22 protein-coding genes are annotated in these 23,333 nt (G+C 67.8%); 2 read left to right on the plus strand and 20 right to left on the minus strand.

The window, feature by feature from the left end; genetic code table 11:
- Positions 1 to 133: 133 nt before the first annotated feature.
- The 18 genes from FOB72_RS26090 to FOB72_RS26175 form a co-directional block, all read right to left on the minus strand.
- A complete protein-coding gene (locus FOB72_RS26090) occupies positions 134 to 1,045 on the minus strand; it encodes a LysR family transcriptional regulator (RefSeq protein ID WP_150375683.1) in 912 nt (303 codons plus the stop codon).
- A 134-nt stretch (positions 1,046 to 1,179) separates the two neighbouring features.
- Positions 1,180 to 3,159 (minus strand): gamma-glutamyltransferase family protein, encoded by a 1,980-nt coding sequence (locus tag FOB72_RS26095; protein WP_150375685.1) that lies wholly within the window; start codon positions 3,157 to 3,159, stop codon positions 1,180 to 1,182.
- A gap of 379 nt (positions 3,160 to 3,538) precedes the next feature.
- Positions 3,539 to 4,297 (minus strand): DUF4410 domain-containing protein, encoded by a 759-nt coding sequence (locus FOB72_RS26100; RefSeq protein ID WP_150375687.1) that lies wholly within the window; start codon positions 4,295 to 4,297, stop codon positions 3,539 to 3,541.
- Between the two features lie 120 nt (positions 4,298 to 4,417).
- Positions 4,418 to 5,728, minus strand: coding sequence for an ATP-binding protein (locus FOB72_RS26105; RefSeq protein ID WP_150377430.1), 1,311 nt, complete (start codon positions 5,726 to 5,728; stop codon positions 4,418 to 4,420).
- On the minus strand, positions 5,728 to 6,441 hold the full coding sequence (locus FOB72_RS26110; protein WP_150375689.1) for a response regulator: 714 nt from the start codon (positions 6,439 to 6,441) through the stop codon (positions 5,728 to 5,730). Before FOB72_RS26110 ends, FOB72_RS26105 begins: the two co-directional genes overlap by 1 nt.
- 23 nt (positions 6,442 to 6,464) lie before the next feature.
- The gene (locus tag FOB72_RS26115) at positions 6,465 to 6,770 is read right to left on the minus strand and encodes an EF-hand domain-containing protein (protein WP_150375691.1); all 306 of its coding nucleotides are present in this window, start codon (positions 6,768 to 6,770) and stop codon (positions 6,465 to 6,467) included.
- Between the two features lie 78 nt (positions 6,771 to 6,848).
- Positions 6,849 to 7,799, minus strand: a complete 951-nt coding sequence (locus FOB72_RS26120) for an SPOR domain-containing protein (protein WP_150375693.1) — start codon at positions 7,797 to 7,799, stop codon at positions 6,849 to 6,851.
- 171 nt (positions 7,800 to 7,970) lie between these two features.
- Positions 7,971 to 9,086, minus strand: a complete 1,116-nt coding sequence (locus FOB72_RS26125) for a DUF1116 domain-containing protein (RefSeq protein WP_150375695.1) — start codon at positions 9,084 to 9,086, stop codon at positions 7,971 to 7,973.
- A gap of 12 nt (positions 9,087 to 9,098) precedes the next feature.
- Complete coding sequence (locus FOB72_RS26130; RefSeq protein ID WP_150375697.1) at positions 9,099 to 10,364, minus strand: amidohydrolase/deacetylase family metallohydrolase; 1,266 nt, start codon at positions 10,362 to 10,364, stop codon at positions 9,099 to 9,101.
- Between the two features lie 87 nt (positions 10,365 to 10,451).
- On the minus strand, positions 10,452 to 11,156 hold the full coding sequence (locus tag FOB72_RS26135) for an ABC transporter ATP-binding protein (RefSeq protein WP_150375699.1): 705 nt from the start codon (positions 11,154 to 11,156) through the stop codon (positions 10,452 to 10,454).
- Complete coding sequence (locus FOB72_RS26140; RefSeq protein ID WP_150375701.1) at positions 11,143 to 11,925, minus strand: ABC transporter ATP-binding protein; 783 nt, start codon at positions 11,923 to 11,925, stop codon at positions 11,143 to 11,145. The genes FOB72_RS26135 and FOB72_RS26140 overlap by 14 nt, the downstream gene beginning before the upstream one ends.
- A complete protein-coding gene (locus tag FOB72_RS26145; RefSeq protein ID WP_150375703.1) occupies positions 11,922 to 12,974 on the minus strand; it encodes a branched-chain amino acid ABC transporter permease in 1,053 nt (350 codons plus the stop codon). Before FOB72_RS26145 ends, FOB72_RS26140 begins: the two co-directional genes overlap by 4 nt.
- Positions 12,971 to 13,843, minus strand: a complete 873-nt coding sequence (locus FOB72_RS26150) for a branched-chain amino acid ABC transporter permease (protein WP_150375705.1) — start codon at positions 13,841 to 13,843, stop codon at positions 12,971 to 12,973. Before FOB72_RS26150 ends, FOB72_RS26145 begins: the two co-directional genes overlap by 4 nt.
- Positions 13,844 to 13,875: 32 nt before the next feature.
- Positions 13,876 to 15,054 (minus strand): ABC transporter substrate-binding protein, encoded by a 1,179-nt coding sequence (locus FOB72_RS26155; protein WP_150375707.1) that lies wholly within the window; start codon positions 15,052 to 15,054, stop codon positions 13,876 to 13,878.
- 55 nt (positions 15,055 to 15,109) lie between these two features.
- Positions 15,110 to 15,739, minus strand: coding sequence for an SRPBCC family protein (locus FOB72_RS26160; RefSeq protein ID WP_150375709.1), 630 nt, complete (start codon positions 15,737 to 15,739; stop codon positions 15,110 to 15,112).
- A gap of 10 nt (positions 15,740 to 15,749) precedes the next feature.
- Positions 15,750 to 16,271: a (2Fe-2S)-binding protein gene (locus FOB72_RS26165; RefSeq protein ID WP_150375711.1), complete on the minus strand. Its 522-nt coding sequence runs from the start codon at positions 16,269 to 16,271 to the stop codon at positions 15,750 to 15,752.
- On the minus strand, positions 16,268 to 17,086 hold the full coding sequence (locus FOB72_RS26170; RefSeq protein WP_150375713.1) for an FAD binding domain-containing protein: 819 nt from the start codon (positions 17,084 to 17,086) through the stop codon (positions 16,268 to 16,270). Before FOB72_RS26170 ends, FOB72_RS26165 begins: the two co-directional genes overlap by 4 nt.
- Positions 17,083 to 19,512: a xanthine dehydrogenase family protein molybdopterin-binding subunit gene (locus FOB72_RS26175; RefSeq protein WP_150375715.1), complete on the minus strand. Its 2,430-nt coding sequence runs from the start codon at positions 19,510 to 19,512 to the stop codon at positions 17,083 to 17,085. Before FOB72_RS26175 ends, FOB72_RS26170 begins: the two co-directional genes overlap by 4 nt.
- A 361-nt stretch (positions 19,513 to 19,873) precedes the next feature.
- On the opposite strand from FOB72_RS26175, the gene FOB72_RS26180 reads away from it, so the two are divergent.
- Positions 19,874 to 20,383 carry a MarR family winged helix-turn-helix transcriptional regulator gene (locus FOB72_RS26180; protein WP_150375717.1) on the plus strand — a complete coding sequence of 170 codons (510 nt, stop codon included), beginning with the start codon at positions 19,874 to 19,876 and terminating at the stop codon, positions 20,381 to 20,383.
- A 15-nt stretch (positions 20,384 to 20,398) separates the two neighbouring features.
- On the opposite strand, the gene FOB72_RS26185 is transcribed toward FOB72_RS26180, so the two are convergent.
- Entirely contained in the window at positions 20,399 to 21,487 is a 1,089-nt protein-coding gene (locus FOB72_RS26185; protein WP_150375719.1) for an FUSC family protein, read from the minus strand.
- Positions 21,488 to 21,636: 149 nt separating this feature from the next.
- Here FOB72_RS26185 and pcaD point away from each other — a divergent pair, with 149 nt between their 5' ends.
- Complete coding sequence (pcaD, locus tag FOB72_RS26190; protein ID WP_150375721.1) at positions 21,637 to 22,413, plus strand: 3-oxoadipate enol-lactonase; 777 nt, start codon at positions 21,637 to 21,639, stop codon at positions 22,411 to 22,413.
- On the opposite strand, the gene FOB72_RS26195 is transcribed toward pcaD, so the two are convergent.
- Positions 22,382 to 23,311: a LysR family transcriptional regulator gene (locus tag FOB72_RS26195; RefSeq protein ID WP_191002273.1), complete on the minus strand. Its 930-nt coding sequence runs from the start codon at positions 23,309 to 23,311 to the stop codon at positions 22,382 to 22,384. The two genes, pcaD and FOB72_RS26195, sit on opposite strands and share 32 nt — an antisense overlap.
- Positions 23,312 to 23,333 lie beyond the last annotated feature (22 nt).

Genomic DNA, 23,333 nt, shown 5'->3' on the forward strand with positions numbered 1-23,333 from the left:
ACTGCATGTACTGTCGATGCAATCCAAGATACTCACGCGCCGCCCGGCGAACAATGACGCACTGCGTCGAATCGTTAACCTCGGCGGAAACGCCCCGGGCGCCCTTAGGCGGAACGTTAGGCGGAACCTTTCCCTAGCGGGCGATCCGGGTCATGCGGCACACCGCCGCCAGCGCCAGCAGGTTCGGATCGCGCTCGCGGCGGCGCAGGAAGCTGAGCCCGATGGTCTGCTTCATCCCGAACTCTGCCGTCAGCGGAATCAGCGCCACGTTGCCCGCCGCCATGTCGCGCACGCGGCCCGGCAGCAGCGTGTAGCCGATGCCCCCGCCGACGAGGTTCATCAGCGAGAAGATATCGCCGACCTTCATCACGATATTCGGCTCGAAGTCCGCGATGCGGAACGCCTCGACAAAGCCGCTCGACGTCACGAACCCCTCGCCCAGCGACACGAACGGCTCGTCGCGGCACAGGCGCAGATCGACGGCTTCCATCTGGGCATAGCGGGAATCGGCGGGCGCGGCGAAGAAGATGTCGTCCTCGAACAACGGAATGGACTCGATCTCGGGGTCGGGTTCGGGCATGCCGGCCAGCGCGGCGTCGATCGCGCCCTGCTTGAGCTTGTGCAGCAGGTCGGCATTGGAGCCGAGCACGAGTTCCGCCTGCAGGTCCGGCCGGCGCGTCTTGATGCCGATGACCACCTGCGGCACCGTGCGGATGGTCAGCGAGTACAGCGAGCCGATCTTGAGCTGGTCGGCCGAATAGCCCGCCGCCTCGCGCGTGACGCGGATGCCGTCCGCCATCGCCTTGAGCACGTCGCGCGCCACGTCCGCCAGCACGTGCGCAGCCTCGGTCGGCAGCAGGTTGCGGCCCTCGTGCCGGAAGAGCGCGCAGCGCATGCCTTCCTCGAGCGAATGCAGTGCACGGTGCACGCTGACGGTGCTCACGTCGAGCGCCTCGGCGGCCTTGGCCAGGTTGCCGGTCTCCATGAACGCGAGCAGGGCCTCGAGCTTGCGGAAGGTGATTTCTTCGCTGATACGGCTTGGCATGGGCGGCAGGGGGATGAATATCGCCCAATGATAGCGGACCGGTAACCGCTTTGACCCGCAATGCTGCCGGGGGACACCGCAAAAAAAACCGGCCCCGCGAAGCGAGGCCGGCTTTCGTCGCACGTCGAGATCGGTCAGTAACCGTTCGCGGCGCCGTTGCGGCGGTTGTCGGCCGCCCCGCTATACACCGGGAAGCCATTGCCGTCATACGAGACGGAGATGCCGCTGAGGCCGCTCGTCAGCCCCGTCACCTGCGCGGTGCCGGTCGTGTTGCCGTACGTCGCGATCAGGTTGGCCACCTGGCTCGCGATCGGCTTGCCGCCCTCGAGCTGCGCAATGCCGTTCTGGCCCGTGAAGTTGTCCGCGTTGATCGCGGCCTGCAGGTCCATGCCGTAGATCTCGTGGCCAAGGAACGTCTTCACGATGTAGTCGGGAATCGGACCGCCGCCGGCGGAGCCCCAGACCAGCCGGATCCGCCCATCGGCATCGAACGCGATCGACGGCGAGATCGAGCTGCGCGGACGCTTGTTCGGCGCATATCCGTTCACGTCGAGGCCCGGCGTGCTGGCCGAGAAGTTCGACATCGCGTTGTTGATCATGATGCCCGCCGCCTCGATATGCGCGCCCCAGTGCGTGTTGATCGTCGTGGTCATCGACAGCGCGTTGCCGTATCCGTCCACGATCGCCACGTTGCTCGTGGTGTTCCAGTCCTCGGCGTGCAGCGCTGCGCCGTTTGCATCGGCCTTCGCCAGCATCGTCGAGCGCACCGTCTTTACGCCCTTGAGCGTCTTGCTGCTGACCGCGGCCATCGTGTCGTAACCGGTCGGATCGGTCGCGGCGAACGCGGCGATGCCGTCGGCGGTGCCGCCCGCCGGCACGGTGCCGATCGCCGTACTCGTGATGAGCGCGGCGCGCGCGTCGAGGTAGGCCGGGGACAACAGCGTGTTCACGCGGGCATTGACGTTCGAGAACGCCGGGTCGCCCACGATATTGCGGCGGTCGGCGTTGGCCAGCCGGCTGCCTTCGGTGACCAGATGCAGGTAGTCCGTGCCGTTGAACGCGGTGGCCGCCACATTCTTGCGCTCGAGCAGGCCGAGGTTGTACAGCTGGACCACGCCACCGAACGACGGCGACGGCTGCGTGTAGATGGTGAAGCCGAAGCGCGTGCCCACCAGCGGCTTGCGTTCCACCGCGTGATACGCGGCGAAGTCGGCCGCCGTCATCAGGCTCGGGATCCTGGCGACCGTGCCCGCCACTGACGGGGCGGCCGTGGTGCCGGCAACCGGCAGCGTGGAGTAGCACGGCAGCTGGCCCGTGGTGAGCTTGGTGATGATCGCCGGAGCGATAGTGCCGGCCGGATCGTAGAACGCTGCCGCGCCACCGTCACGCACGGTCGTCATCGACGCCGCGAGTTCCGGGTTCCTGATGATCGTGCCGACAGGCAGCGGCTTCTGCCTCGCCGCATCGGCCGGATCGCAGTAGCGTGCGTTAATGTCGGGATACTTGCAACGCGCGGCGCCCTTGGCCGTGCCGGCGGAATTCACCCAGGCCGACACCGCCGTACCGGCCGTCACCGGGTTGCCGTCGTCGTCGTATTCGCCGGAGTCCGAGTACAGCGTCTCGTACATGTACCGCGTCATCGGGAAACCATCGGTCGCCAGCTTGATGGCGTCGTCCCACAACCGGTTCCACGCGGTCTTGCCGTAGAGGTTGTGCACCATGTCGAGCACCGAGAGCGTGCCCGGCACGCCGACCGCGCGCGCGGAGATATTGGTGTTGCCCTGCTGCGACGAGATACTCGCGTTGGCCACAAGCCCGGACTTGCAGACGTTGTAAGGCGCGGTCGTCGAGACGTCCTGCGCCGTGGCGCGATAGATATCGGCCACGCCGCCGGTGGTCGCGGGCGACGACGAGAAACCGTCGAACGTGCGCACCTGCTTGCTCGTGGCGTCGTAATACGTGATCACCGTACCGCCACCGATGCCCGAAGCGAACGGCTCGGCCACGCCGAGCACCGCCTGCACGGCAATGGCCGCGTCAATCGCCGTACCGCCATTGGCGAGCACCTTGCAGCCGGACGCGGAGGCATTCACGTCGGCCGACGTCACCATCATGTTGGTTCCCGTGATGCCGACCGTCTGACCGTAGGGGGCACCTGCCTGCTGCGTGCATAGCGAGGGATCGAACTTGACGCTGCGTACCGGTGTGGAGGGATCGGAGGGGGTGGCGGGGGGGCTGGCAGGGGGGCAGTACCGCCGGTACTGCCGGTCGGCGGCGGATCGGAATCGCCACCACAGCCCGCGACGGCCATTGCCAGTACGGTCCCGATCACGAGACCTTTCTTCGTGGATTTCACTACGTACTCCCGTTTGAGTGTGAAGGTTCTTGTTCTTCTTCTACGGGAGAGCGTAAGCAACGAACGTGCCGTTTGAAAACATCCGTTGCTTACAGCGTATTTCGCGAAGCTTGCGGGCGCATCGCAATTCTGATTTGTCACATCGTGATGCTACGCGTCCAGCCGTTCGAAGCGGTGTCGGTCACGACCTGCCGCGCGATCGCATCGGCGAGCCGCTTTGCGTCGGCCGAGATGGTGTCGTGCCTGACCTCGGAGGCACCATGCACGCCCGCACCGGCCGCGGCGGACATGGCCACGTGGCCGGCCAGCGCGCCCACACCAGCGGTTTCGGCGACGCCGGGCATATGGCCGCTGTCGGCGTTCGACGTGAAGTGCTCGAGCGACACCGGTGCGCCATCGGCGGGCTTGTACAGGACCTGCACCGACGCGCCCACGTCGCTCTTGCCGGCGCCGAGGCCTATCAGCAGACGGCGGCGCGACTTGCCTTCGTCGATCTTGTCGAAGTCGCCCGTGAGGATCAGCGCGTTTGCGCCGGCGGGAACGGGGCCATCCAGGCGTTCGGCATTGAGACCCTTCGCGCGGAGGTCTTGCACGATCCCGTTCGCTACGGCTTCGCGCGCCTGCATCACGGCCTGATATTGCTGGTCGGAGGACGACTCGCCGGTGGCCATGTTCGCCACCTTCTTCACCATGCCGCTGTCGAGGCGGACCATGTCGGTGGTGGCGACGAACGGCGTGACGTAGATGATGTCGGCATGCACGGGCGCAGCGAAGGGCGCGCGATTGACGTCGGCGGTCTGCGCGCTGGCGCAGCCGGTCATGAGCATCGTCGCGGCGGCGGCGGCGGTCAGTACGACGATCCTGGCTTGCTTGAAGAGGCGGGTGGTGGTTTGCATGATGATCTCCGGGTCTGGTTTCGCCGCGGTGGTCGCGACGTCGTTTGCTTGGGACCCAGTATGGAAAACACGCGACCAACTATCCAGCCATCAAGTATGTCGACACATGTCACGGAGATTTCACGGCGCGGGCAGCGCCACCACGGCCTCCATGCCACCGCCCTCGCGCGCGCGGAAATGCAGGGTGCCGCCGTGCAGGCGCGCGATGCGATCGACGATCGCCAGCCCCAGCCCCGTGCCCTTGGTCTGCGTGCGCGCGTTGTCGCCGCGGCTGAACGGCTCCTTGAGCCGCTCGAGCGCTTCCGGCGAAATTCCGTTGCCGCGATCGCCGACGGCGACGTACGCCGTGCCGTCCTCGCGCCACGTGCGCACCGCGAATCCGCTCTTGCCGTAGACGATGGCGTTCTGCATCAGGTTCATCAGCAGCCGCATCATGCTGATGGGCCGGAAGGATACCGGCGGCAGATCGCCGAGCGTCAGCGCGAAATCGTGGCCAAGGCCCGCGAAGTCCGATGCAAGCTGGCCGACCAGCGCGTTGAGATCGCCGGGCTCCGGCGCCTCGCGCTCGCCGCTGCCCGCGTAGTCCATGAACTGCTGCAGGATCGTGTCGATCTGGTCGAGGTAACCCTCGGCGGACGCGACGAAGTTGTCGTCGGCGCCACGCGGCAAGGACATCGCCATGGCCAGCCGCAGCTTCGTCAGCGGCGTGCGGATATCGTGCGAGATACCGGCGAGCATCAGCGCGCGCGTCGCTTCCGCCTGCTGCAGCGACTGCAGCATCTGGTTGAACGCGTGGCTCACCTGCGCGATCTCGGTCGGCCCATCGGTGGGCTGAGGCGGCGGCGCGCGGCCGGCACTCAACTCGCGCGCGGCACCGGCCAGCGTCTGGAGCGGGCGGTTCAGGTAACGCTGAAGCAGCAAACCCGTCAACGCGGCAAGCAAGGCGAGCCCGAGCGAGAGGAACAGCGTGGTCGTGATGCCGCTCGCCTGTGCGTCGGCCGTCATCGGCAGGGCCACCCAGCGTGGCTCTCCGGCCACGTGCACGCGAATCCAGAGGCGTTCGATCTCGCCGCTCTCCCATCGCACGGGCATATCGGGCGGCAACTGCGTGCGCAGCGCGCGGACGAACGTCTCGCGCTGCCAGGTGCCGAAAAAGTGCGAAAGGCCCTGCCCCCGGTGCGGGGACTCTCCCGGTGTCTGCGTCTGCGCGCCGAGTTTCGCGGCCACCGCCTGCCCGGCTTCGCGGGGCATCGCGACGAGCACCGTGTCGAGCGTCCTGACGTAGTCGGCGAATATCGTGGCGGCCCGCTCGATGCGGGGACGCTGCACGAAATGCAGCAGCACGGTGAGCGAACACAGTTGCGTGAACGCGACCAACGCCACCAGGAGCGCGATATTGCGTGCGAGCAGCGACCGCGGCAGCAGCCGCATCATGCCTCCACGCCGGCAACCAGCATGTATCCGACGCCCCACACCGTCTTGACGAAGCGGGGCTTGGACGGGTCTTCCTCGATGATCTGCCGCAAGCGCAGGATCTGGACGTCGATGCTGCGATCGAGCGCGTTATGGTCGCGGCCGCGCGCGCGGGCAAGCAGGTTGTCGCGGCTGACCGGCCGGTTCGGCGACGAGCCCAGCGCGTGCAGCAGCAGCATCTGCGCCGAGTGCATTTCCACCGGTTCGCCGCCGCGCCGCAGCGTCTGCCTGCCGACATCGAATTCGAAGTCCCCGAAGCGTAGCGTCCGCGACGTGACGGTGGGATCGCCAGCCGCCATCTTCTGCCGCCGCAGTAGCGCGCGGATGCGCGCGACCAGTTCGTCGGGCAGGAAAGGCTTGGCCAGGTAATCGTCGGCGCCGGTCTCGAGACCGAGCACGCGATCGACGGGATCGCCCTTGGCGGTCAGCATCAGAATCGGCAGCGTCTGCCCTTCCGCGCGCAGGCGGCGGCAGACGGACAGGCCGTCCTCGGGCTCCATCATCAGATCGAGCACGAGGAGGTCGTACGGTTCGCGTTGCAGGTAGCGGTCCAGCTGCTTGCCGTCGGCGACGGTCCGCACGCTGAAGCCGTGGCCCGTCAGGAACCGCTGCAACATGTTGCGGAGCTCGGCCTCGTCGTCGAGCACCATGATCTTGTTCGCCTGCTCCATGCGCGTCTCCCGGTGCGGGTCAGCTATCGACTCATCATCTGCTTCGCCATGAACGCCTCGATCTGCGGCAGCGTGATATAGCCGGCGCGCTGCGTGTCGATCTCGTCGAAGTGCCGTGCGACCATCGGCATCCCGGCCGCTGCCTGCTCCCGCGTCAGCTTGCCGTCGCGGGTCGTGTTGGCGTTGGCGAAGCGCGACTGCAGTTGCTGCTCGGCGCGCTCCATGCGCGGATTCGGCGCGGCGGGGGCCGCAGCCGGCTGCGGGCTGGCCTGTGCATAGGCACCTGCCGAAACGATACACAAGAAAAGTGCGGCAATCATCCGATTCATGATGGACTCCGTGGGGTGGCCGACATGGCCGGCCGGGTGAAATAGGGATAGGTCAGGAGAGCGCGGGAGCGCCCGATATCAGGCGTAGTGCCCAGGTACCCAGACGCGGCCGATCCAGTGGCCCGGAACATAGACGGCCACGCGTGCGGGTGGCGCCACATACACGACGCGCGGCGGGGGCGGCGCGACATATACGACCTTCGGTGCCGGCGCCACATAGACGACCTTGGGTGCGGGCGCCACGTAGACGGGCGGCTTCGGCGCGGCCGGCGCATACACGGTGACCGGCGGGAGCACGTACGGCGTGGCGGGCGGGGGCGGCGGAGGCACCACCACCGCTGGCGCCGGGGCGACGGCGACCGTTGCGCCGACCGTGGTCACGCCGCCGGTCGCCACGACCGCAGTGGTGGTGCTGCCCGTCGTCACGACGCCGCCGTGCACGACGGTCGTGCCGCCGCCGGTGGTCACGACGCCACCCGACACCTGCGTCGCGGTGCCGCCGTGAACGACCGTGCCGCCATTGCCGCCCGTGACGGTGCCGCCGCGGTAGCAGGTGTTGCCGGCGCAGCTGGTCGCGGCCGAATGGTTGTAGGTGTTGCCGTTGCCGGTGGTGACCGTGCCGTTCGAGCTGTACTGCCCCGGTGCCTCGCGTGTCACGCTGCCCGACGTCGTGGCCGAGCGGCCATCGGAGCCGGTGAGGTCGCCCGTATGCGAACACGTGCCGCCGGCGCAGCTTGTCGATCCGTCGTGCTGCACCTGGCGGCCATTGGGGCCGGTCGCGGTGCCGCTGTTCGAGAACTGGCCCGGCGCGGTCCGCGTGACGGCGCCCGTGTTGGTACCGATGCCGCCGTACGGGCCGATGGCGCCGCCGGCATGGTTGCAGGTGCCGCCGCCGCACGAAACGGCATGCGCGCCGTTGTACGTGCCGTGCGGGGTGTAGGCCGTGCCGTGACCGGTCCAGCTGGCGAACGCGGGGGTGCTGGCGATGACGAGCGTCGCGGCGGCGGAGATGAGCTTGAGCGATTTCATGTGAACTCCTTTCGGTTCGGATCTGCACCGCCGCGGTGGCGCGGTGCCGGTGACGGGACGAACTATAGAAGTCGGTCCGCGCGATCCAAACCCGAAAGGCATGTCACGGTGTTACACGCCGGGCTCCTGACATCGGGCGACATATTTGCCCGATGCGCCGTGCATCAGAGGCTACCCGAAAAGCGCGGATGGGGGCGCGTAGAAACCGCGTCCGATTAGCCCCGCGTCGCCCGCCTCGTCGAGGATGGCGAGGTTCACGATTGGCACGCATGCGGCCTCGCGTACGCGGCCGGCATCGACGATGCCCGTGACCGCATCGGTCACGCTCGCGCGGCGCGTCGCGAGGTCCGCCGGCAACCATTGCTGCCAGTCCGCGCGCAGTGCCGGCGCCAGCATCAGCGCCTGCCCGCCGAGTCCGCCGAAGTCGATCACCGCGCTGTCGCCGATCGCGCCGAGCGCGACGGTCGCATCGTGGCCCGGCAGACGAATACCGACCGGCGGCGCCGCGGGTACCGTCTGCCATGCCGCCGCGCGATGCAGACGCATGCCGAAGTCCACGCCGTTGCCTCCCGCGGCGGCGATGCCGGACGCCTGCCTGCGCAGATGCCAGCATGCGGTCGCCATCAGAATCGGCAGTACGAAACCCGCATTGGCGCCGACGACGGCCAGCGCCTCCGGCTTCAGGCCCGCGAGCGCGGTGACCAGCGCCGCATTGGCCGCAACCGTGCGGCCGTGACAGTCGTCGCCGTTGGCAAGCGCCTCGGCAATCAGCGGTCCCATGGCCACCGCATGTTCGCGCAGCCAGCCGTCGAGTGCGTCCAGGCCGCAGGCGGCAACCGCCGCGAGACGCGTTTGCGCCGCGGCGTCGCGGGTGCCGAAGCGTAGCGCGGGCGGCGGTCCCTCGATCAGCGGCGCATAGGCGAGGGACGCGCCGTCACCCACGACTGCAAGCGGCATCGACGCCGACACCACCTGCGCGAGCGGCGTCGCCACGCCGTAGTCCTGCGCGGGCGCCAGCGTGACGTCTCCACCGGCCAGCAATTGCCCTGCCGCTTCGGCGTCCGGGGCAAGCCCCTCGAACATCACGGCCTGAATCGCCGCATTGCGTACGGGCGCCGGCACGGCCGCCGCGCTGGCATACGGCGGTCCCGCATGCAGCAGCACCGTGCGCGGCAGATCGGGCAGCACCGCGTCGCGGCGTTGCACGCCACGCCATAGCGCTGCCGCATACGGACGCGCGTACAGGCGCGCGAGGGCGTGTGCAGCCGGGTCGGCAGTCGTGGTCATCGTGGACGCTCCTCAGGCAGCCTGCGCCAGCGGCAGGATTGGCGATTGCGCGTCGAAACGCCGACCCGCGCGCAGACAGAAGCTCGGCGAGAGCCAGCGGTCGGTCACGACCTCGGTGCCTTCGTTGTCGCGCATCACCCAGCGGCCACGCGCATCGTCGAGGACGCTCACGTCCGCCACGCCGCCCACCTTGAGCACACCGAGTTCGCCTTCCATGCCGATCATCTGCGCGGCGTTGCGCGTAACCATCGCCACCACGTGCTCGAGCGGCAGGCCCAGCGCGATCATGCTCGTCATCGCGGAGACCAGGCCGAAGCGCGAATTGCCCTTGAACAGATGGTCCTCCTCGTCCGGATGATGGTCAGGCGTGCCCGGCGGCGCGGGCACCGACGTGTTGTAGCCATGCATGTCCGCCCCGAGCGTATCGGGAATGACGCCCGCATCGAGCACGATGCGCGCGGTCTTGAAGCTGAAGTGCGAGCCGTGGCCGACGTCGATCTTGAGCCCGCGCGCGATCGCTTCCGGCACCAGCGGATGCAGCTTGCCGTCGATCTCCACGAAACCGCCCGGATGGCGGCTGAACGGGTGCGCGAGGATGTCGCCCGGCTTCAGCATTTCCACCACCTGGTTGAAGATCGAATCCGGATTCACGGCACGGCCGCCGTCTTCGGGTTTCGGCCACAGCTGACCGAAGTGGATATAGACGGGCAACTGCGATTCGCGCCCGATACGCGTGGCAATGCGCATCACATCGACACCCCAGCGCGCAAAACCGCCAATCTCCGCATGGGCCTTGAGTCCGCGCACGAGGTCGCGATTGCTGCGCGCCGACTTGACCGTGGCATCGACGTCGAGGCACTCGGGCCGATACAGCTCCGGATAGTAATGGCCCTCCAGCCCGCCGACGAGATAGGCCGAGAGAAAGGCCAGCACGCGCGTATGCGAGGGCTGCGCGACGTACTGTCGAAAGCCCGGCAACGTGATGCAGCTTGGGCCGCCCTGATCCACCAGCGTGGTCACGCCGGAATGCACGCCACACATGTCGGCATTGAGGCCGAAGCGGCCGGTCACGCCTTCGTACACGTGGGCGTGAGTATCGATGAGCCCCGGCAGCACGAGCTTGCCCCGGCAGTCGATCACTTCCGCGTCGCCGGCCTGCGCCGCCAGGTCCGCGCCGATGGCCGCGACGGTACCGCCGTCGATCAGCACATCGAACACGCCATCGCGTTGGCTGGAGGGGTCGATCACCCGTCCGCCCTTCAAAAGCTTCTTCGTCATGTGAGGTGAGTGTGCATTGTGGAGCGTTGATTTACGTGGCATACCTCATATTTGTGGCGAGGCAGCCCCCGGAATGGCGCGCGGACGTCAGCCGCCCAGATACGCGCGCCGGATATTCGGGTCCGCCAGCATCTTGTCGGCCGGCCCTTCATTGACCACGCGCCCGTTCTCGAGCAAATACGCGCGGTCGCACATTTCCAGCGCGGCGTAGGCGTTCTGCTCGACCATCAGCACCGTGGTGCCTTCGCGGCGCACTTCCAGAATCAGGTCGAAGATCATCTCGACGAAGTTCGGCGCCAGGCCCAGCGACGGCTCATCGAACATCACGAGTCGCGGCCGCGCCATCAGCGCGCGCGCGATCGCCAGCATCTGCTGCTCGCCGCCGGACAGTGTGCCCGCCGCCTGCTTCAATCGTTCACGCAGCCGCGGAAAGCGATCGAGCATGCGCTCGCGATCCTGCCGCACACGATTGCGATCGATGCGGCGATACGCGCCCATCTCGAGGTTCTCCGCCACCGTAAGCTGCGGGAAGACACGCCGGCCTTCCGGGCAGTGCGCGACCCCGCGCTCGATCACCGCCGCGGCCGATGCCCCGGAGATCTGGTGGCCGTCGAACGTGATGCGGCCATGCACGAGCGGCTCGAGGCCGCTGATCGCGCGCAGCGTCGTGGACTTGCCCGCGCCGTTGGCGCCGATCAGCGTGACCAGTTCGCCTTCGCGCACCTCGATCGAGACGCGCTCGACGCCGACGGCCGGGCCGTACCGTACAGAAATCTGTTCAACCTTGAGCACGTTTGAGCCCCGATCCGAGATAGGCCCGGATAACTTCCGGGTCCTGCTGAATATCCGCCGGCTTGCCGGTTGCAATGCGCTTGCCGTGGTTGAGCACCACGATATGGTCGGAGATCGACATCACCATATGCATGTCGTGCTCGACCAGCAGTACCGTCACACCGCTGTCGCGAATGCGCCGGACCATCGTCTTGAAGGCGTCCGTCTCCGACGGGTTGAGACCGGCCGCGGGCTCGTCCAGCAACAGGATGCGCGGCCGCGCCGCGAGGGCAATCGCCACGCCGAGCAGCCGTTGCTCGCCATAGGCAAGGCTCGATGCCAGTTCTTCCGCGCGATGCGCAAGACCGACGAACGCGAGCAGTTCTTCGGCGCGGGCACGCAGCGCGCGTTCCTCTTCGCGGACGCGGCGGCCGCGCGTCAGCGCCTGCCACAATCCCGAACGGCCCTGCAGATGCAGCGCGGTCAGCACGTTGTCGAACACCGTGCAGCCGGGGAACACGTTCGTGCGCTGAAAGCTGCGAACAAGCCCCAGCTCGGCGATCTTCTCGGGCGGCAGTCCCACCACGTTGCGGCCGAACACGCGAACCTCGCCAGCGGTCGGGCGCATATAGCCCGAGATGGCGTTGAATGTCGTGGTCTTGCCCGCGCCGTTGGGTCCGATCAGGCTGACGATCTGTCCCTCCTCCACGTCGAAGCTCACGGTGTCCATCGCCTTGAGACCGGCGATGTCCATCGTCACCCCACCCAGCGTCAGTACGGCCGCGCTCATGCTTCGTCTCCCTTTGCCGGCACCGCCATGGCGATCGGCGAGGCCACCGCCGTCGGCCGCGCGCGGCGGCGCAGCCTGGCGAACGCCGGCACGATGCCGCGCGGCAGCAGGATCAGGATCACGATCATCAGCGTGCCGTAGAGCATCCATTGCATTTCCGGAGCCATCACGCCGCGCAACGCTTCGGGCATCAGCCCGAAGATCAGGCCGCCGACAACGGGGCCGGCCAGCGTGCCCTTGCCGCCCGCGATCACCATGATGACCATCGTGATCGTGAACATGAACATGAAGACGTCCGGATCGATGATCTGCACGGTGTGCGCATAGAGGCCGCCCGCCGCACCCGCGATGCCGGCCGAGACCAGCGTGGCGATGCGCAGATAGCGCGATGCCTCGATACCGATCGAGCGCGCCAGCGTTTCGTTCTCGCGCAGCGCGACCATCGCGCGGCCCACGCGGCTGCGCACGATCGCCGCCACGGTGAACCATGCAACGGTTCCCGCCGCGAGCACGAGCCAGTAGCGCGCCGCCTTGGTCGTCAGGTCCATCACGCCCTGGCCGGGGACCCACATCGTCAGCGCGGGAATGTTGTTCAAGGCCATCGGACCCTCGGTGAGGTCCACCCAGTTCAGCGCGACCATGCGCATCACCTGCGCGAAGCTGATGGTCACGATGACGAAATAGGCGCCGCGCACGCGGAATGCGAGCTTGCCGACGAGCCAGCCCGACAGGCTGGCCATGGCGATACCGGCAACGAATGCCACCCAGACCGGCTTCGGCGCCACGACGAACGGCGTGTCGAAACCGTAGATCGATACGTCGAAACCCAGCGAGAGCAGCGCGCTGGTGTAGGCGCCGATGCCGAAGAAGGCCACGTGGCCAAGGCTCAGCTGCCCCGTATAGCCGAGCAGCAGGTTCAGGCTGATGGCCGCGACGATGAAGATGCCGCACGAGGCCATCACCGACAGCACGTAAGGGTCCGGCCAGAGCACGGGCAGCAATGCGAGCGCCGCGACACAGGCCAACGGCGTGAATCTTGCGAGAGTCATCCCACACGCTCCTTGGTGGAAAACAGGCCCTGCGGCCGCACGATCATGACGATCAGGATGACCAGGAATCCGATGGCATCGCGGTACGCGGTGGACACGTAGCCCGCGCCGAACTCCTCGACGAGGCCCAGCGTGAACCCGCCCAGCGCGGCACCCGGCAGATTGCCGAGGCCGCCCAGGATCACGATCGCGAACGCCTTGAGGCTGGCCAGATCGCCCATGGTCGGATTGACCACGAACACGGGCGCGAGCAGCGCGCCAGCCACCGCCGCGAGCGACGAGCCCAGCGCGAAGGTGAGCGTGTACATGTACGGCACCTTGACGCCGACGATCTCCGCGGCGTCGCGGTCCTGGAACGTCGCCCGCATGGCGAGACCCAGCCGCGTGCGCTCGATCAGCAGGTAGAACAGTCCCAGCAGCACGACGGCCGTGCACAGCACGAACAGGCGAATCGGCGAGACGGATACGAGCCCCAGCACGAGCGGCTCCTGCGAGAACGGCGACGGCACCGCCTTGGCGACGCCGCCCCAGAGCAGCAGTTCGCCGTTCTGCATCACGATCATCACGCCGATCATGATCAGCATGATCTCGTCCATGGCCGCGAGGTTTCGCCGCCGCAGCAGCACGTACTCGATCAGCGCGCCCACGGCAAAGCCGCCGACGGCCGCGAGAATCAGCGAGCCGAAGAAATTGAGGCCCAGCACCGATACCACCGCGTAGGCGATATAGGCACCCAGCGCATAGAGCTCGCCGTGCGCGAAGTTGACGACCCGCATGATGCCGAAGATCAGCGTCAGGCCGATGCCCAGCAACGCATAGGTCGCCCCAAGCACGAGTCCGTTCAGCGCATGCTGCAGGAACGATTCCACTGTGTTTCCCCTGTCCGTGCGTGGCTGCGGTATTACTTCACCGCGACCGCGCCATCCTTGAGCTCGACCACATAGATGTTCGGCTCGGCCTGGCCGCTTTCCTTGCCGGCGGGGCCCTCCTTGATGAACGCGATGTCGCCGTTCACGCCCTTGAGCTTGACCTTCCACAGCGCGTCGCGGATGGCGGCCGGCTCGGCCTTGCCGGCCACGCGGATGGCTTCGGCGATGGTCAGGATGGCGTCATAGCCGCGGAAGCCTTCGGTCTGGCCGGCGAAGTCGAGCTTGCGCGCGTTCCAGCCTTCCACGAAGTCCTTTGCCACTTCCGGATACTTCGCACGTTCCACGGCCCACGGCGCGAAGAACAGCAGATGCTGGCTCGCGTAGCCCTTCGGGCCCGGCGTCTTCAGCAGCGGCTCCGGGAACGAGCCGCCGGTCGTGATGATGCGTTGCGGCAGGCGCTGCTCGGCCGCCTGACGAATCGCGAGCGTCAGCTGCTCGATGCCCGACGTGACGATCAGCGTGTCCGCGCCCGTGCTCTTGAGCGAGGCGAGCTGCGCCGACAGGTCGGTGGCGTCGGGCGCCATCGTTTCCGTGCGGCCTACCGCGATACCCTTGCCTTCGAGCGCCTTGCGGAACTCGGCGGCGGCACCGAGACCCCAGTCGTTGTTGACCGACAGGAAGTCCACCTTCTTGATGGCGGGGCTGAACGAGGCCAGATGCCTGGCGAATGCCGCGGCTTCCATTGCCGACGTCGGGCTCGTGCGGAAGATCCACGGATTGCCCGCGGTCGTGATCTTCGTCGACGACGCGGTCTCCACGACCATCGGCACGCCATACTCGACCAGCTTCGGCATGACGGCGAGCGTGAACGTGGAGCTCCACGCGCCCATCAGCACGGGCACCTTGTCCTTGAGGATCAGCTTCTCGGCCGAGTTGACCGCTTCGCGCGGGTTCGACTTGTTGTCCTCGATCACCAGCTCGATCTTGCGGCCCAGCACGCCGCCACGGCTATTGATGACGTCCGCCGCGATGCGCGCGCCGTTGGTCACGTAGGTGCCCGACGCGGCCACCGCGCCGGTCAGCGGCTCGGTGACGCCGATCTTGATCGTTTCCTGTGCCTGCGCGGACGACGCGCCGTAGGCGAGAACGCACGTGGCCACCAGAGTGGCGGCATGACGGATGGGGGCGCTGCGCTTGCTGCGGATCCACATGGGGATCTCCTTGTTCGAGATGAGACAGGACGATGGGTTACTGCAAGGGATGGAATCAGGCGGCATTCTTGCGGCCGCGCCACCACTGGCGCAGCCATGCCTTGAACACGCTCCACAGGTCGATGGAGGCCGACGCCGGCGCGGGTGCCGCGACAGCGGCGACAGCGGTGGGCGCACCGAGGGCCGCCTCCGCGCTCGCCGTGCGCGCGGCAACCTCGGCGGCCATCGGCGTCTCCGCGGGCAACGCCGCCTGCAAGTTCGCCGCAAACTCGCGCGTCAGCTGTTCTGCCAGCGCCCGCACGATGCCCTCGCGGCTGAACTGCGCCAGCGCGCCCGTCACCGTATAGTCCACGGCCACGACGACCTCGGTCCCGGTGCCGTCCGGCTGCAGCGCGAACCGCGCCACTCCCTTGACGCGGCTTTGCGTCTTGCCATCGACGGCCGACCCGCTGAACGCGCCACTGCGGGCAGCGGCGTCCTGCTCCAGCTCGCCCTGCCCCTTGAAGCGCGCGGCGATCGGGCCGAGCTTGACCTGAAACAGCAGCGGCACCTTGTTGCCTTCCACCGCCGCATCGTCCGGAATGGACGCACCGGGCAGGCAGTTGACCAGCAGGCGGACATCCTGGAATGCCTGCCATACGGCGTCCGGCGCGGTAGACAGCGTGAAACGTTGTTCGATTTCCATGCAGCGCTCCTCAGGCGGCCAGTTCGGGTTGCGCACGGCGCTCGCGCAGCACGCGCTGGATGGCGCGCACGATGCCGATATATCCCGTGCAGCGGCACAGGTTGCCCGCCAGTTCTTCCTGAATCCGCGCTTCGTCCGCGTCGGGCAGGCGCAGGACGATGTCCCGGGCGGTCATCAGCATGCCGGGCGTGCAATAGCCGCATTGGAGCGCGTGCTCCGCCGTGAAGGCCGCGCGCAGCTGCGCCATCACGGCGTCGTCGTCGAACGCCTCGAGCGTGCGCACCGCCTTGCCGACGAAGCGCACCGCCGATTGCAGGCACGACCGCTGCGGCGTGCCGTCGATCTCCACCGTGCACGCGCCGCACACACCGTGCTCGCAGCCGATATGCGTGGCCGTCAGGCCGCAGTGGTCGCGCAGTGCGTCGGCCAGGTGCGTGCGGTCCTCGATCTCCAGTGCGTACCGGCGACCATTCACGTCGAGGTCGATGCGCGTCGCGCGGACTTCCGGAAAATTCAGTTCAGGGGCGCTCATTCGGTGGTCTCCATATCCATGACGACGCGTCGCAGCATCTCGGCAAGCTGGGTGGCACGCGCGGGATCGACATCGATGCCGGCATCCGCGAGCCATGCGGCACGCTGCGAGGCATTCGAGAGCGAAGCAATCAGGCCCGCGCCTTCGAACACGCGCGGAGCGCCATCGAGCGCGCCGATGACGAGGCGCTCGACACCGAGCGCGGGATCGCGCAGCGCGCACACCAGCGCATGCGCGAACTCGCCGGTCTTGCGGCAGAACTTGCGATACGACCATTGGGCTTGTGCGGACAGCCGCGGCACGCTGACGGCGGTCAGGAGTTCGCCTTCGGCGAGCTGCGTCTCGAACGCGGCCAGCATGAAGTCGGCCGCGGGGACCGTGCGCCCGCCATCGGGGCCTTCGAGCCGGAGCGTCGCGCCAAGCAGCGGCATCGTGCTGACCCAGTCAGCCGCCGGATCGGCATGGCACAGGCTGCCGCCGATCGTGCCGCGGTTGCGCACCGCGCGATAGGCAATACCGCGCGCCACGGTGGGCATCAGACCGCGGCTCGGGTCCGGCAGCCTGCCGTCCTCGAACGCCGCGTGAGTACACATCGCGCCGAACACGATCGCATCGGCGTCCTCCCTCACCGCGCGCAGTACCTCGATGCCGTCCAGATCGACGAGCATCTCTGGCTGCGCGAGCCGCAGGTTCAGCATCGCACCGAGCGACTGGCCGCCGGCGATGGGCTTGCCGCCCCAGCCGGCGTCGCGCAGCGCGCTTGCCGCGGCGTCGATCGAACTGCCGCGCTCCAGGCGATAGGCAACGGCTTTCATTGCGCACCTCCCTGATGGGCGGCGACCCGCGCCTCGGCCAGCGCGGCGAGCACGCGTTCCGGACTTGCGGGGCATTGCGTCAGTTCCGCGCCCAGCGCATGCAGCGCATCGTTGACCGCGTTGATGATGGCGGCTGGCGGTGCGATGGCGCCGCCTTCGCCCAGCCCCTTCTGGCCATACTTGCTGTGCGGGCTCGGCGTTTCCATATGCAGCAGCTTGAGCGCGGGCATTTCTCCGGCGCCGGGCAGCAGGTAGTCGGCCATGGTCGAAGCCAGCGGCTGGCCTTCCGTATCGAACGGCATCTCTTCGTAGAGCGCCGTGCCGATACCTTGTGCAAGGCCGCCGATGATCTGGCCATCGACGATCAGCGGGTTCAGCAGCACGCCGCCGTCCTCGCAGATCGCGTAGTCGAGCAGCGTCACCTTGCCGGTGGCGGTATCGACCTCCACCGCGCACGCGTGCGTGGCGTAGCTGAAGGTGCCCGTATCGGGCTGGGTCTTGTATCCGGTTACCACTTCGAGCCCGCCCGGATCGACGCCGGCCGGCACCTTCTGCGGCGCGCGATACCAGGTGTGGGCGATCTCGGCGAGCGACATGCCCGTCGGTTGACCGGGTTCCCGCACAACCCCGTCGATCAACTGCCGGGACGCGGCGGGCTTGCCGAGCACGCCGGCCGCAATGCCGATCAGGCGCTGGGCGAGCACATCGCACGCCGCGCCGACGGCGCCGCCGGCCATCACGGCGCAGCGCGAGCCCCATGTGCCGGTGGAGTACGGCGAGACCGCCGTGTCGCCATGCACCACGCGCACACGTTCGATCTCGATGCCGAGCACCGTGTGCGCGACCTGCGCCATCGACGTTTCCATGCCCTGCCCATGCGAATGCACGCCGAGCCGCAGTTCCAGCACGCCGTCGGGGGTGATGCGGGCCGAGCATTGTTCGTGGCCGGGCACCATCGGGATGCCCCAGCCGTGATAGACCGAGGTGCCGTGCGCGCCCTGCTCGCAATACACGGACAGGCCCAGGCCGATACGCGTGGTGCCGCCCGCCGCATTGACCTCGCGCTGCCGCGCGCGCCAGCGTTGCCAGTCGAGCGCGGCCACCGCGCGCGTCATGCTTTCCGCGTAGTCGCCGGAGTCGAACAGCTTGCCGGTGATATTGACGAACGGCATCGCGCTGGCCGGCACGAGGCTGCGCGCGCGCAGGTCGTAAGGCTCCATGCCGAGGTCGCGCGCGGCCGCGTCCATCATCAGCTCGATGGCGAAGCACACACCGGTGCGCGCGACACCGCGGTAGGGCAAGATGCCGGGCTTGTTCGTCGCCATCGCGCGCGAGCGGCAGACATATCGATCCATCGTGTACGGGCCGGGCAGGATCGACGCCACCTGCGACGCTTCCAGGCAGGCGCTGAACGGATATAGCGAGTACGCGCCGGAGTCCACCATCGCCTCGCACTCGATGCTCACGAGGCGGCCGTCGGGCTCGACCTCGATGGCGATGTCATACGCATGCTCGCGGCAGTTGGCATTCGCGCTCAGTTGCTCGCGGCGGTCTTCGAGCCAGCGGACGGGGCGGTTCAGATGGCGCGCGAGCCAGGCGCAGCAGACTTCCTCGGGCAGCAGCAGCCCCTTGTAGCCGAAGCCGCCGCCGACGTCGGGCGAAATCACGCGTACCTGGCCTTCGTCGAGGCCCAGGCACTCGGCCAGACCGGTACGGTTGATATGGGGCACCTGCGCCGCGGAGTACATCACGAGCTGGTCGAGGCGGTGGTCCCACCAGCAGAGCACGGCGCGGCCCTCCATCGGCATCATGCACTGGCGCGCGGTACGAAGCTTGCGGTGATAGCGACGTGTGTTCGTTGCCGACGGCGTGTCGCCGCCCTTCTCGCCCTTCTCGCCCTTCTCGCCTTTCTCGATGCGCGTCTCGACGAACACGTTGTCGCTCCACGCGTCGTGCACGCGCGATTCGGACGTATCCGCCGTGTTCATGTCGGCCAGCACCGGCAGCTCGTCGTAGTCGACCTCCACCTGCGCGGCGATATCCTCGGCACGCGCCCGCGTCGGTGCGATACACGCGGCCACCAGTTCGCCCACATGGCGCACCTTGTCGCTGGCCAGCGGATGCTGCACCGAGCGCTTGAAGCCCGGCAGGCCCGCGGCGGCGAGGATTGGCGCCACGCCCTGCAGATCGGCCATCGTGTACACCAGCGATTCGAGGCCCGCCGGCTTGTGGATGGCGCCGAGGCGCGCGTGGGCGACCGGGCTGCGCACGAAGGCGACGTCGAGCATGTCCGGCATGCGGATATCGCCGACGAACTGTCCGCGGCCAAGCAGCAGCCGCTGGTCTTCCTTGCGCGGCACGCGCTCGCCGATGCCCTGGGCACGGACAACGGGCGCGAGGTGATCCCTGGATGTTGGAGCGTTCATACGCGGGGGCGTCTTGTTGTGTGGTCCCGGCTTTCGCCGGCTGTGCGCTGCATAAAGCAACGCGTGTGCCACCGCGCACGCCTGGCGCGCCATCACATCGCGCAACCCATTGATCCGATTGATAAAATTCCACTGAATAAATATGTGCCATACCCCCTATCTCGCTAAAATGCGAGGGCCGCCGCGACGTCCGCGCACCAACTTGAGTCGCACCCTGACGCATAAATGGGGCATGCCACATATTTCATGGTGCGCGAAACCGCCTTACATGTCGCAATTTCCCGAAATACTCCGACATATGGGCTGCGGCGATACGTGGCATACTTCCCAAATCGCCTGCGGGCTATCCAGTACCCCTTCCATGATTCGCGAAGACAGCCTTCCCCTGCTCGAGGCGGAGCTAGCGGCGGTCCAGCAGCGCTCGGTGCTTTATTCCCGCCCGGGCTTTCTGATTCGCCGGCTGCATCAGATCCATGGCGGTCTGTTTCTCGAAGAGACCAGCGAGTTCAACATCACGCCGGTCCAGTACAGCCTGATGTCGGCCCTGCTCGAGCAGGGCGAGCTCGATCAGAATTCACTGGCGATGGCGATCGGCCTCGAACGCACCACGGTGGCCGAGGTGTTGCCGCGCCTCGAGGCACGCGGATTGATCGAGCGCCGGCAGTCGCCCCTCGACGGCCGCGTCAAGCTCGTGCGTCTGGCGCGCAAGGGCCGCACGCTCGTGCAGCGCATGCAGGAGGCCGTGGAGCGCGCGCATGCGCGCACGATCGAGCATCTGACGCCAGCCGAGCGCGACCTCTTCATGCTGATGATGATCCGGATCGTAGAGGCGAGCGACGTGCCCGGCGTGGCACCCTTGAAGAGCAAATAAGCCTCACACGCGCTTTCATGTCTCCCTGGCTTCGCGCAGCGGAAACATCAGCATCGCTGCCGCAATGCCCAGCGCGCCACCGAGCAGCGTCTCCCAGGCGCGCGCGACCAGCACCGCCAGCGAATGCTCGCCGGAGACGGCCAGCGTGACCACGAGCGTGAATGCAAAGGCGCCGCAGGCCACGTCGTACCGCTCGGGAAGCGCCATCGCGTAGACGATCATCGCCAGCGACGCGGCACACCAGATCAGCAATGGCGCGTGCGCCGCGAGCGGCAGGCAGACGAGGCCCAGCGGTACGCCCACGAGCGTGCCGACGATGCGGCGCCGTCCGCGCTCCAGCGTCGCTGCGGCGGTGCCCGTCACCACATACACGCATGCGGTGACGCCCCAGGCGGATTCGATCAGACCGAAGGCGCTGTTCAACGCCACGACCACCAGCGAGGCGGTTGCCGCCTGCAGGCCCATGACCAACTCTGGCGAGCCGAACCGCGGCCGCACGATCGGCGCGAGCGGTGGCGCCGGCACCGGCTGCTCGGCGGGACCGGTCAGCATGCGTGGCACCACGGCGGATACGATCGCAATCAATACGGCCGCGACAATGGCCATCAGGTCGCGCGGCCCGAGGTCCGCCGTATAGCCCAGCAGCTGTCCGATATAAAGCTGCGATCCCACGCCAGCGCCGAGCACACCGTAACGGCGCAGAAACCCGACACCGAACGCCCCACTGATCAGCACCCACTCTCCGCCCGCGCGCAGATGCGCGGACAGCCAGGGCGACGCCACCGCATAGACGGCCGCGCCGAGCCCGGCCGCGATGCAGAGCGCGACGAGATCGCGGGCCGAGGCATACCGTGTCGTACGTGCCTCCGACACACTGGCCCACAACGCGAACCCGGCCGCCAGCGTCACGAGGGGCGCCGCGTCGGGCAATCCAACCGATACGTCCCGCAGCGCGCCGAGCGCCGCCGCGATGCCATAGGCCGTGACGAGGCGCAGTCCCTTGATACGGCGATGCGTACCCGGGTCGATGCGATCCAGCCACTGGGAAAGCCTTTGGGAGAGCCGCTGGGCGAGGGCGGCCGCGGCGGTAAGAGCGGCGGGCAATGGGTGCTCCGGCGAAGGAACGGCTGCCTGCTATTAAACGCCGCCTCTGGCCGGCACGCAACGGCACGCGGAACGCAGGGACATCGCGGCAGGCTTGGCGCGGCGGCGCTATCATCGCGGCTTTGCTCGCTCGCTTTCAGGAGACTCGCGTGCCCTACCTCGATCACGCCGGCGCCCGGCTGTTCTACACCGTCGATGGCCCCGATGGCGCGTCCGCCATCGTCTTCTCCAATTCTCTCGGCGCCGATCACACGATGTGGCAGCCGCAGGCCGACGCGCTGGCGGGCGAGTACCGGGTAGTCCGGTATGACACGCGCGGTCATGGCCGCTCGACGTTCGACGGCAAGCCGTTCGACATCGACACGCTCGGCCGCGACGTCCTGGCTGTTCTCGATGCATTGGAGATCGATACGGCCGCGTTCTGCGGGCTATCGATGGGCGGATCGACGGGGCAGTGGCTCGGCATTCACGCGCCGGAGCGCTTCTCGCATATCGTGCTGGCCAACACGGCGGCGAAGATCGGGGGCACCGACGGCTGGAACACGCGTATCGCCACGGTGCTGAGGGATGGCATGGGCGTCATGGTGGAGCCTTCGGTCCAGCGCTGGTTCACGTCCGGCTTCGTCGCGCGCGAGAACGCGGCGATCGCGCCGCTGCGTGAGGTACTGGCGGCGCTCGACCCGCAAGGCTATGCAGCCAACTGCGCCGCCGTGCGCGACGCGGATTTCCGCACGACCGCGTCCTCGATCACGGTGCCCGTGCTCGTCATCGCGGGCAGCGACGATCCTTCCACAACAGCCGCCGAAGGCCGCGCGCTGGCCGATGCGATCCCGAACGCTCGCTATCTCGAACTCCCTGCCGCCCATATCTCGAGCTTCGAACAGCCGGCGCGCTTCACGCAGGCGCTGCGGGAGTTCCTGCGCTGACGGCGGGCGCGGGCCCGAGCCGCGCGGCGAAGACACGCCGGCAGATGTCGAGGAAATCGCGGCTCAGAATATTGCCCTCGGCCTGCAACGCAGTCGCCGCAATGATCGGCAGCCGCACATCCGGCACCAACGGCACCGCGCGCAATCCCATGGCCTCCGCCCCCAGCGCGGTGGCCGCTTCGACGATACCCACCCGCCTGCAGCGCGCGGCCAGCGCCATCACCGAGTGATAGGACAACGCCTGCACGCTCGACTTCACGCCGATGCCGAGATCCCGGCAGGTCTGCGCAAGCAGCCGCCCGACGGGATCGTCCGGGTCCGGCCCGATCAGCGGATGCTCGCCCAGGAACGCCAGATCGATCGCATTGACCGGCGGCACCACGCTCGGCGGGCCAATGCACATGAGCCGGCTCATCGCGAGCAACTCCTCGCGCACCGCCGGATGCGGCACGTTATGGAACAGAATGCCGATATCCGCATCCAGCAGCGCGAGATCCGCCGCCGCCTGATCGGAGTAGATCGCGCGCACCGTAATGCGCGCGTTCGGATAGCGCAGTGTCATCTCGGCCACGGCCTCCGCCACCAGCGTCTCGGCCAGCGCCGGTGCCGCAATGATCCGCAACGTATCCGACCGCTCCCCCCGCAGGTTCTCGGCAAGCTTGCGAATCGCGCCAAGCTGCGCATCCAGCTTCTCCATCTCCGGATACAGCTGCAGCGCCTCGCGCGTGGCGACCAGGCGCCCGCGCACGCGCTGGAACAACACGTAGCCAAGCTGCCGCTCCGCACTATGCAGGATCTGCGTGACGGCCGGCTGGCTCAGGTTCAGCAGCTCGGCCGCCGCGCTGAGCGTACCCGTGACGCGAATGGCATTGATGACCTCGATATGGCGCAGCCTCATCGGCACTTCCCCCTGTTGCGGC

Origin of the sequence: Cupriavidus pauculus (genome assembly GCF_008693385.1) — a bacterium.
Lineage (GTDB): Bacteria > Pseudomonadota > Gammaproteobacteria > Burkholderiales > Burkholderiaceae > Cupriavidus > Cupriavidus pauculus_D.

Excerpts from the sequence above, each read along its gene's own strand:
- FOB72_RS26090 (WP_150375683.1), bottom strand. The coding sequence starts at position 1,045 with ATGCCAAGCCGTATCAGCGAAGAAATCACCTTCCGCAAGCTCGAGGCC.
- FOB72_RS26095 (WP_150375685.1), bottom strand. The coding sequence starts at position 3,159 with ATGATGGTGACGTCGGCCGACGTGAATGCCTCCGCGTCCGGCTGCAAG.
- FOB72_RS26100 (WP_150375687.1), bottom strand. The coding sequence starts at position 4,297 with ATGCAAACCACCACCCGCCTCTTCAAGCAAGCCAGGATCGTCGTACTG.
- FOB72_RS26105 (WP_150377430.1), bottom strand. The coding sequence starts at position 5,728 with ATGCGGCTGCTGCCGCGGTCGCTGCTCGCACGCAATATCGCGCTCCTG.
- FOB72_RS26110 (WP_150375689.1), bottom strand. The coding sequence starts at position 6,441 with ATGGAGCAGGCGAACAAGATCATGGTGCTCGACGACGAGGCCGAGCTC.
- FOB72_RS26115 (WP_150375691.1), bottom strand. The coding sequence starts at position 6,770 with ATGAATCGGATGATTGCCGCACTTTTCTTGTGTATCGTTTCGGCAGGT.
- FOB72_RS26120 (WP_150375693.1), bottom strand. The coding sequence starts at position 7,799 with ATGAAATCGCTCAAGCTCATCTCCGCCGCCGCGACGCTCGTCATCGCC.
- FOB72_RS26125 (WP_150375695.1), bottom strand. The coding sequence starts at position 9,086 with ATGACCACGACTGCCGACCCGGCTGCACACGCCCTCGCGCGCCTGTAC.
- FOB72_RS26130 (WP_150375697.1), bottom strand. The coding sequence starts at position 10,364 with ATGACGAAGAAGCTTTTGAAGGGCGGACGGGTGATCGACCCCTCCAGC.
- FOB72_RS26140 (WP_150375701.1), bottom strand. The coding sequence starts at position 11,925 with ATGAGCGCGGCCGTACTGACGCTGGGTGGGGTGACGATGGACATCGCC.
- FOB72_RS26145 (WP_150375703.1), bottom strand. The coding sequence starts at position 12,974 with ATGACTCTCGCAAGATTCACGCCGTTGGCCTGTGTCGCGGCGCTCGCA.
- FOB72_RS26155 (WP_150375707.1), bottom strand. The coding sequence starts at position 15,054 with ATGTGGATCCGCAGCAAGCGCAGCGCCCCCATCCGTCATGCCGCCACT.
- FOB72_RS26160 (WP_150375709.1), bottom strand. The coding sequence starts at position 15,739 with ATGGAAATCGAACAACGTTTCACGCTGTCTACCGCGCCGGACGCCGTA.
- FOB72_RS26165 (WP_150375711.1), bottom strand. The coding sequence starts at position 16,271 with ATGAGCGCCCCTGAACTGAATTTTCCGGAAGTCCGCGCGACGCGCATC.
- FOB72_RS26170 (WP_150375713.1), bottom strand. The coding sequence starts at position 17,086 with ATGAAAGCCGTTGCCTATCGCCTGGAGCGCGGCAGTTCGATCGACGCC.
- FOB72_RS26175 (WP_150375715.1), bottom strand. The coding sequence starts at position 19,512 with ATGAACGCTCCAACATCCAGGGATCACCTCGCGCCCGTTGTCCGTGCC.
- FOB72_RS26180 (WP_150375717.1), top strand. The coding sequence starts at position 19,874 with ATGATTCGCGAAGACAGCCTTCCCCTGCTCGAGGCGGAGCTAGCGGCG.
- FOB72_RS26195 (WP_191002273.1), bottom strand. The coding sequence starts at position 23,311 with ATGAGGCTGCGCCATATCGAGGTCATCAATGCCATTCGCGTCACGGGT.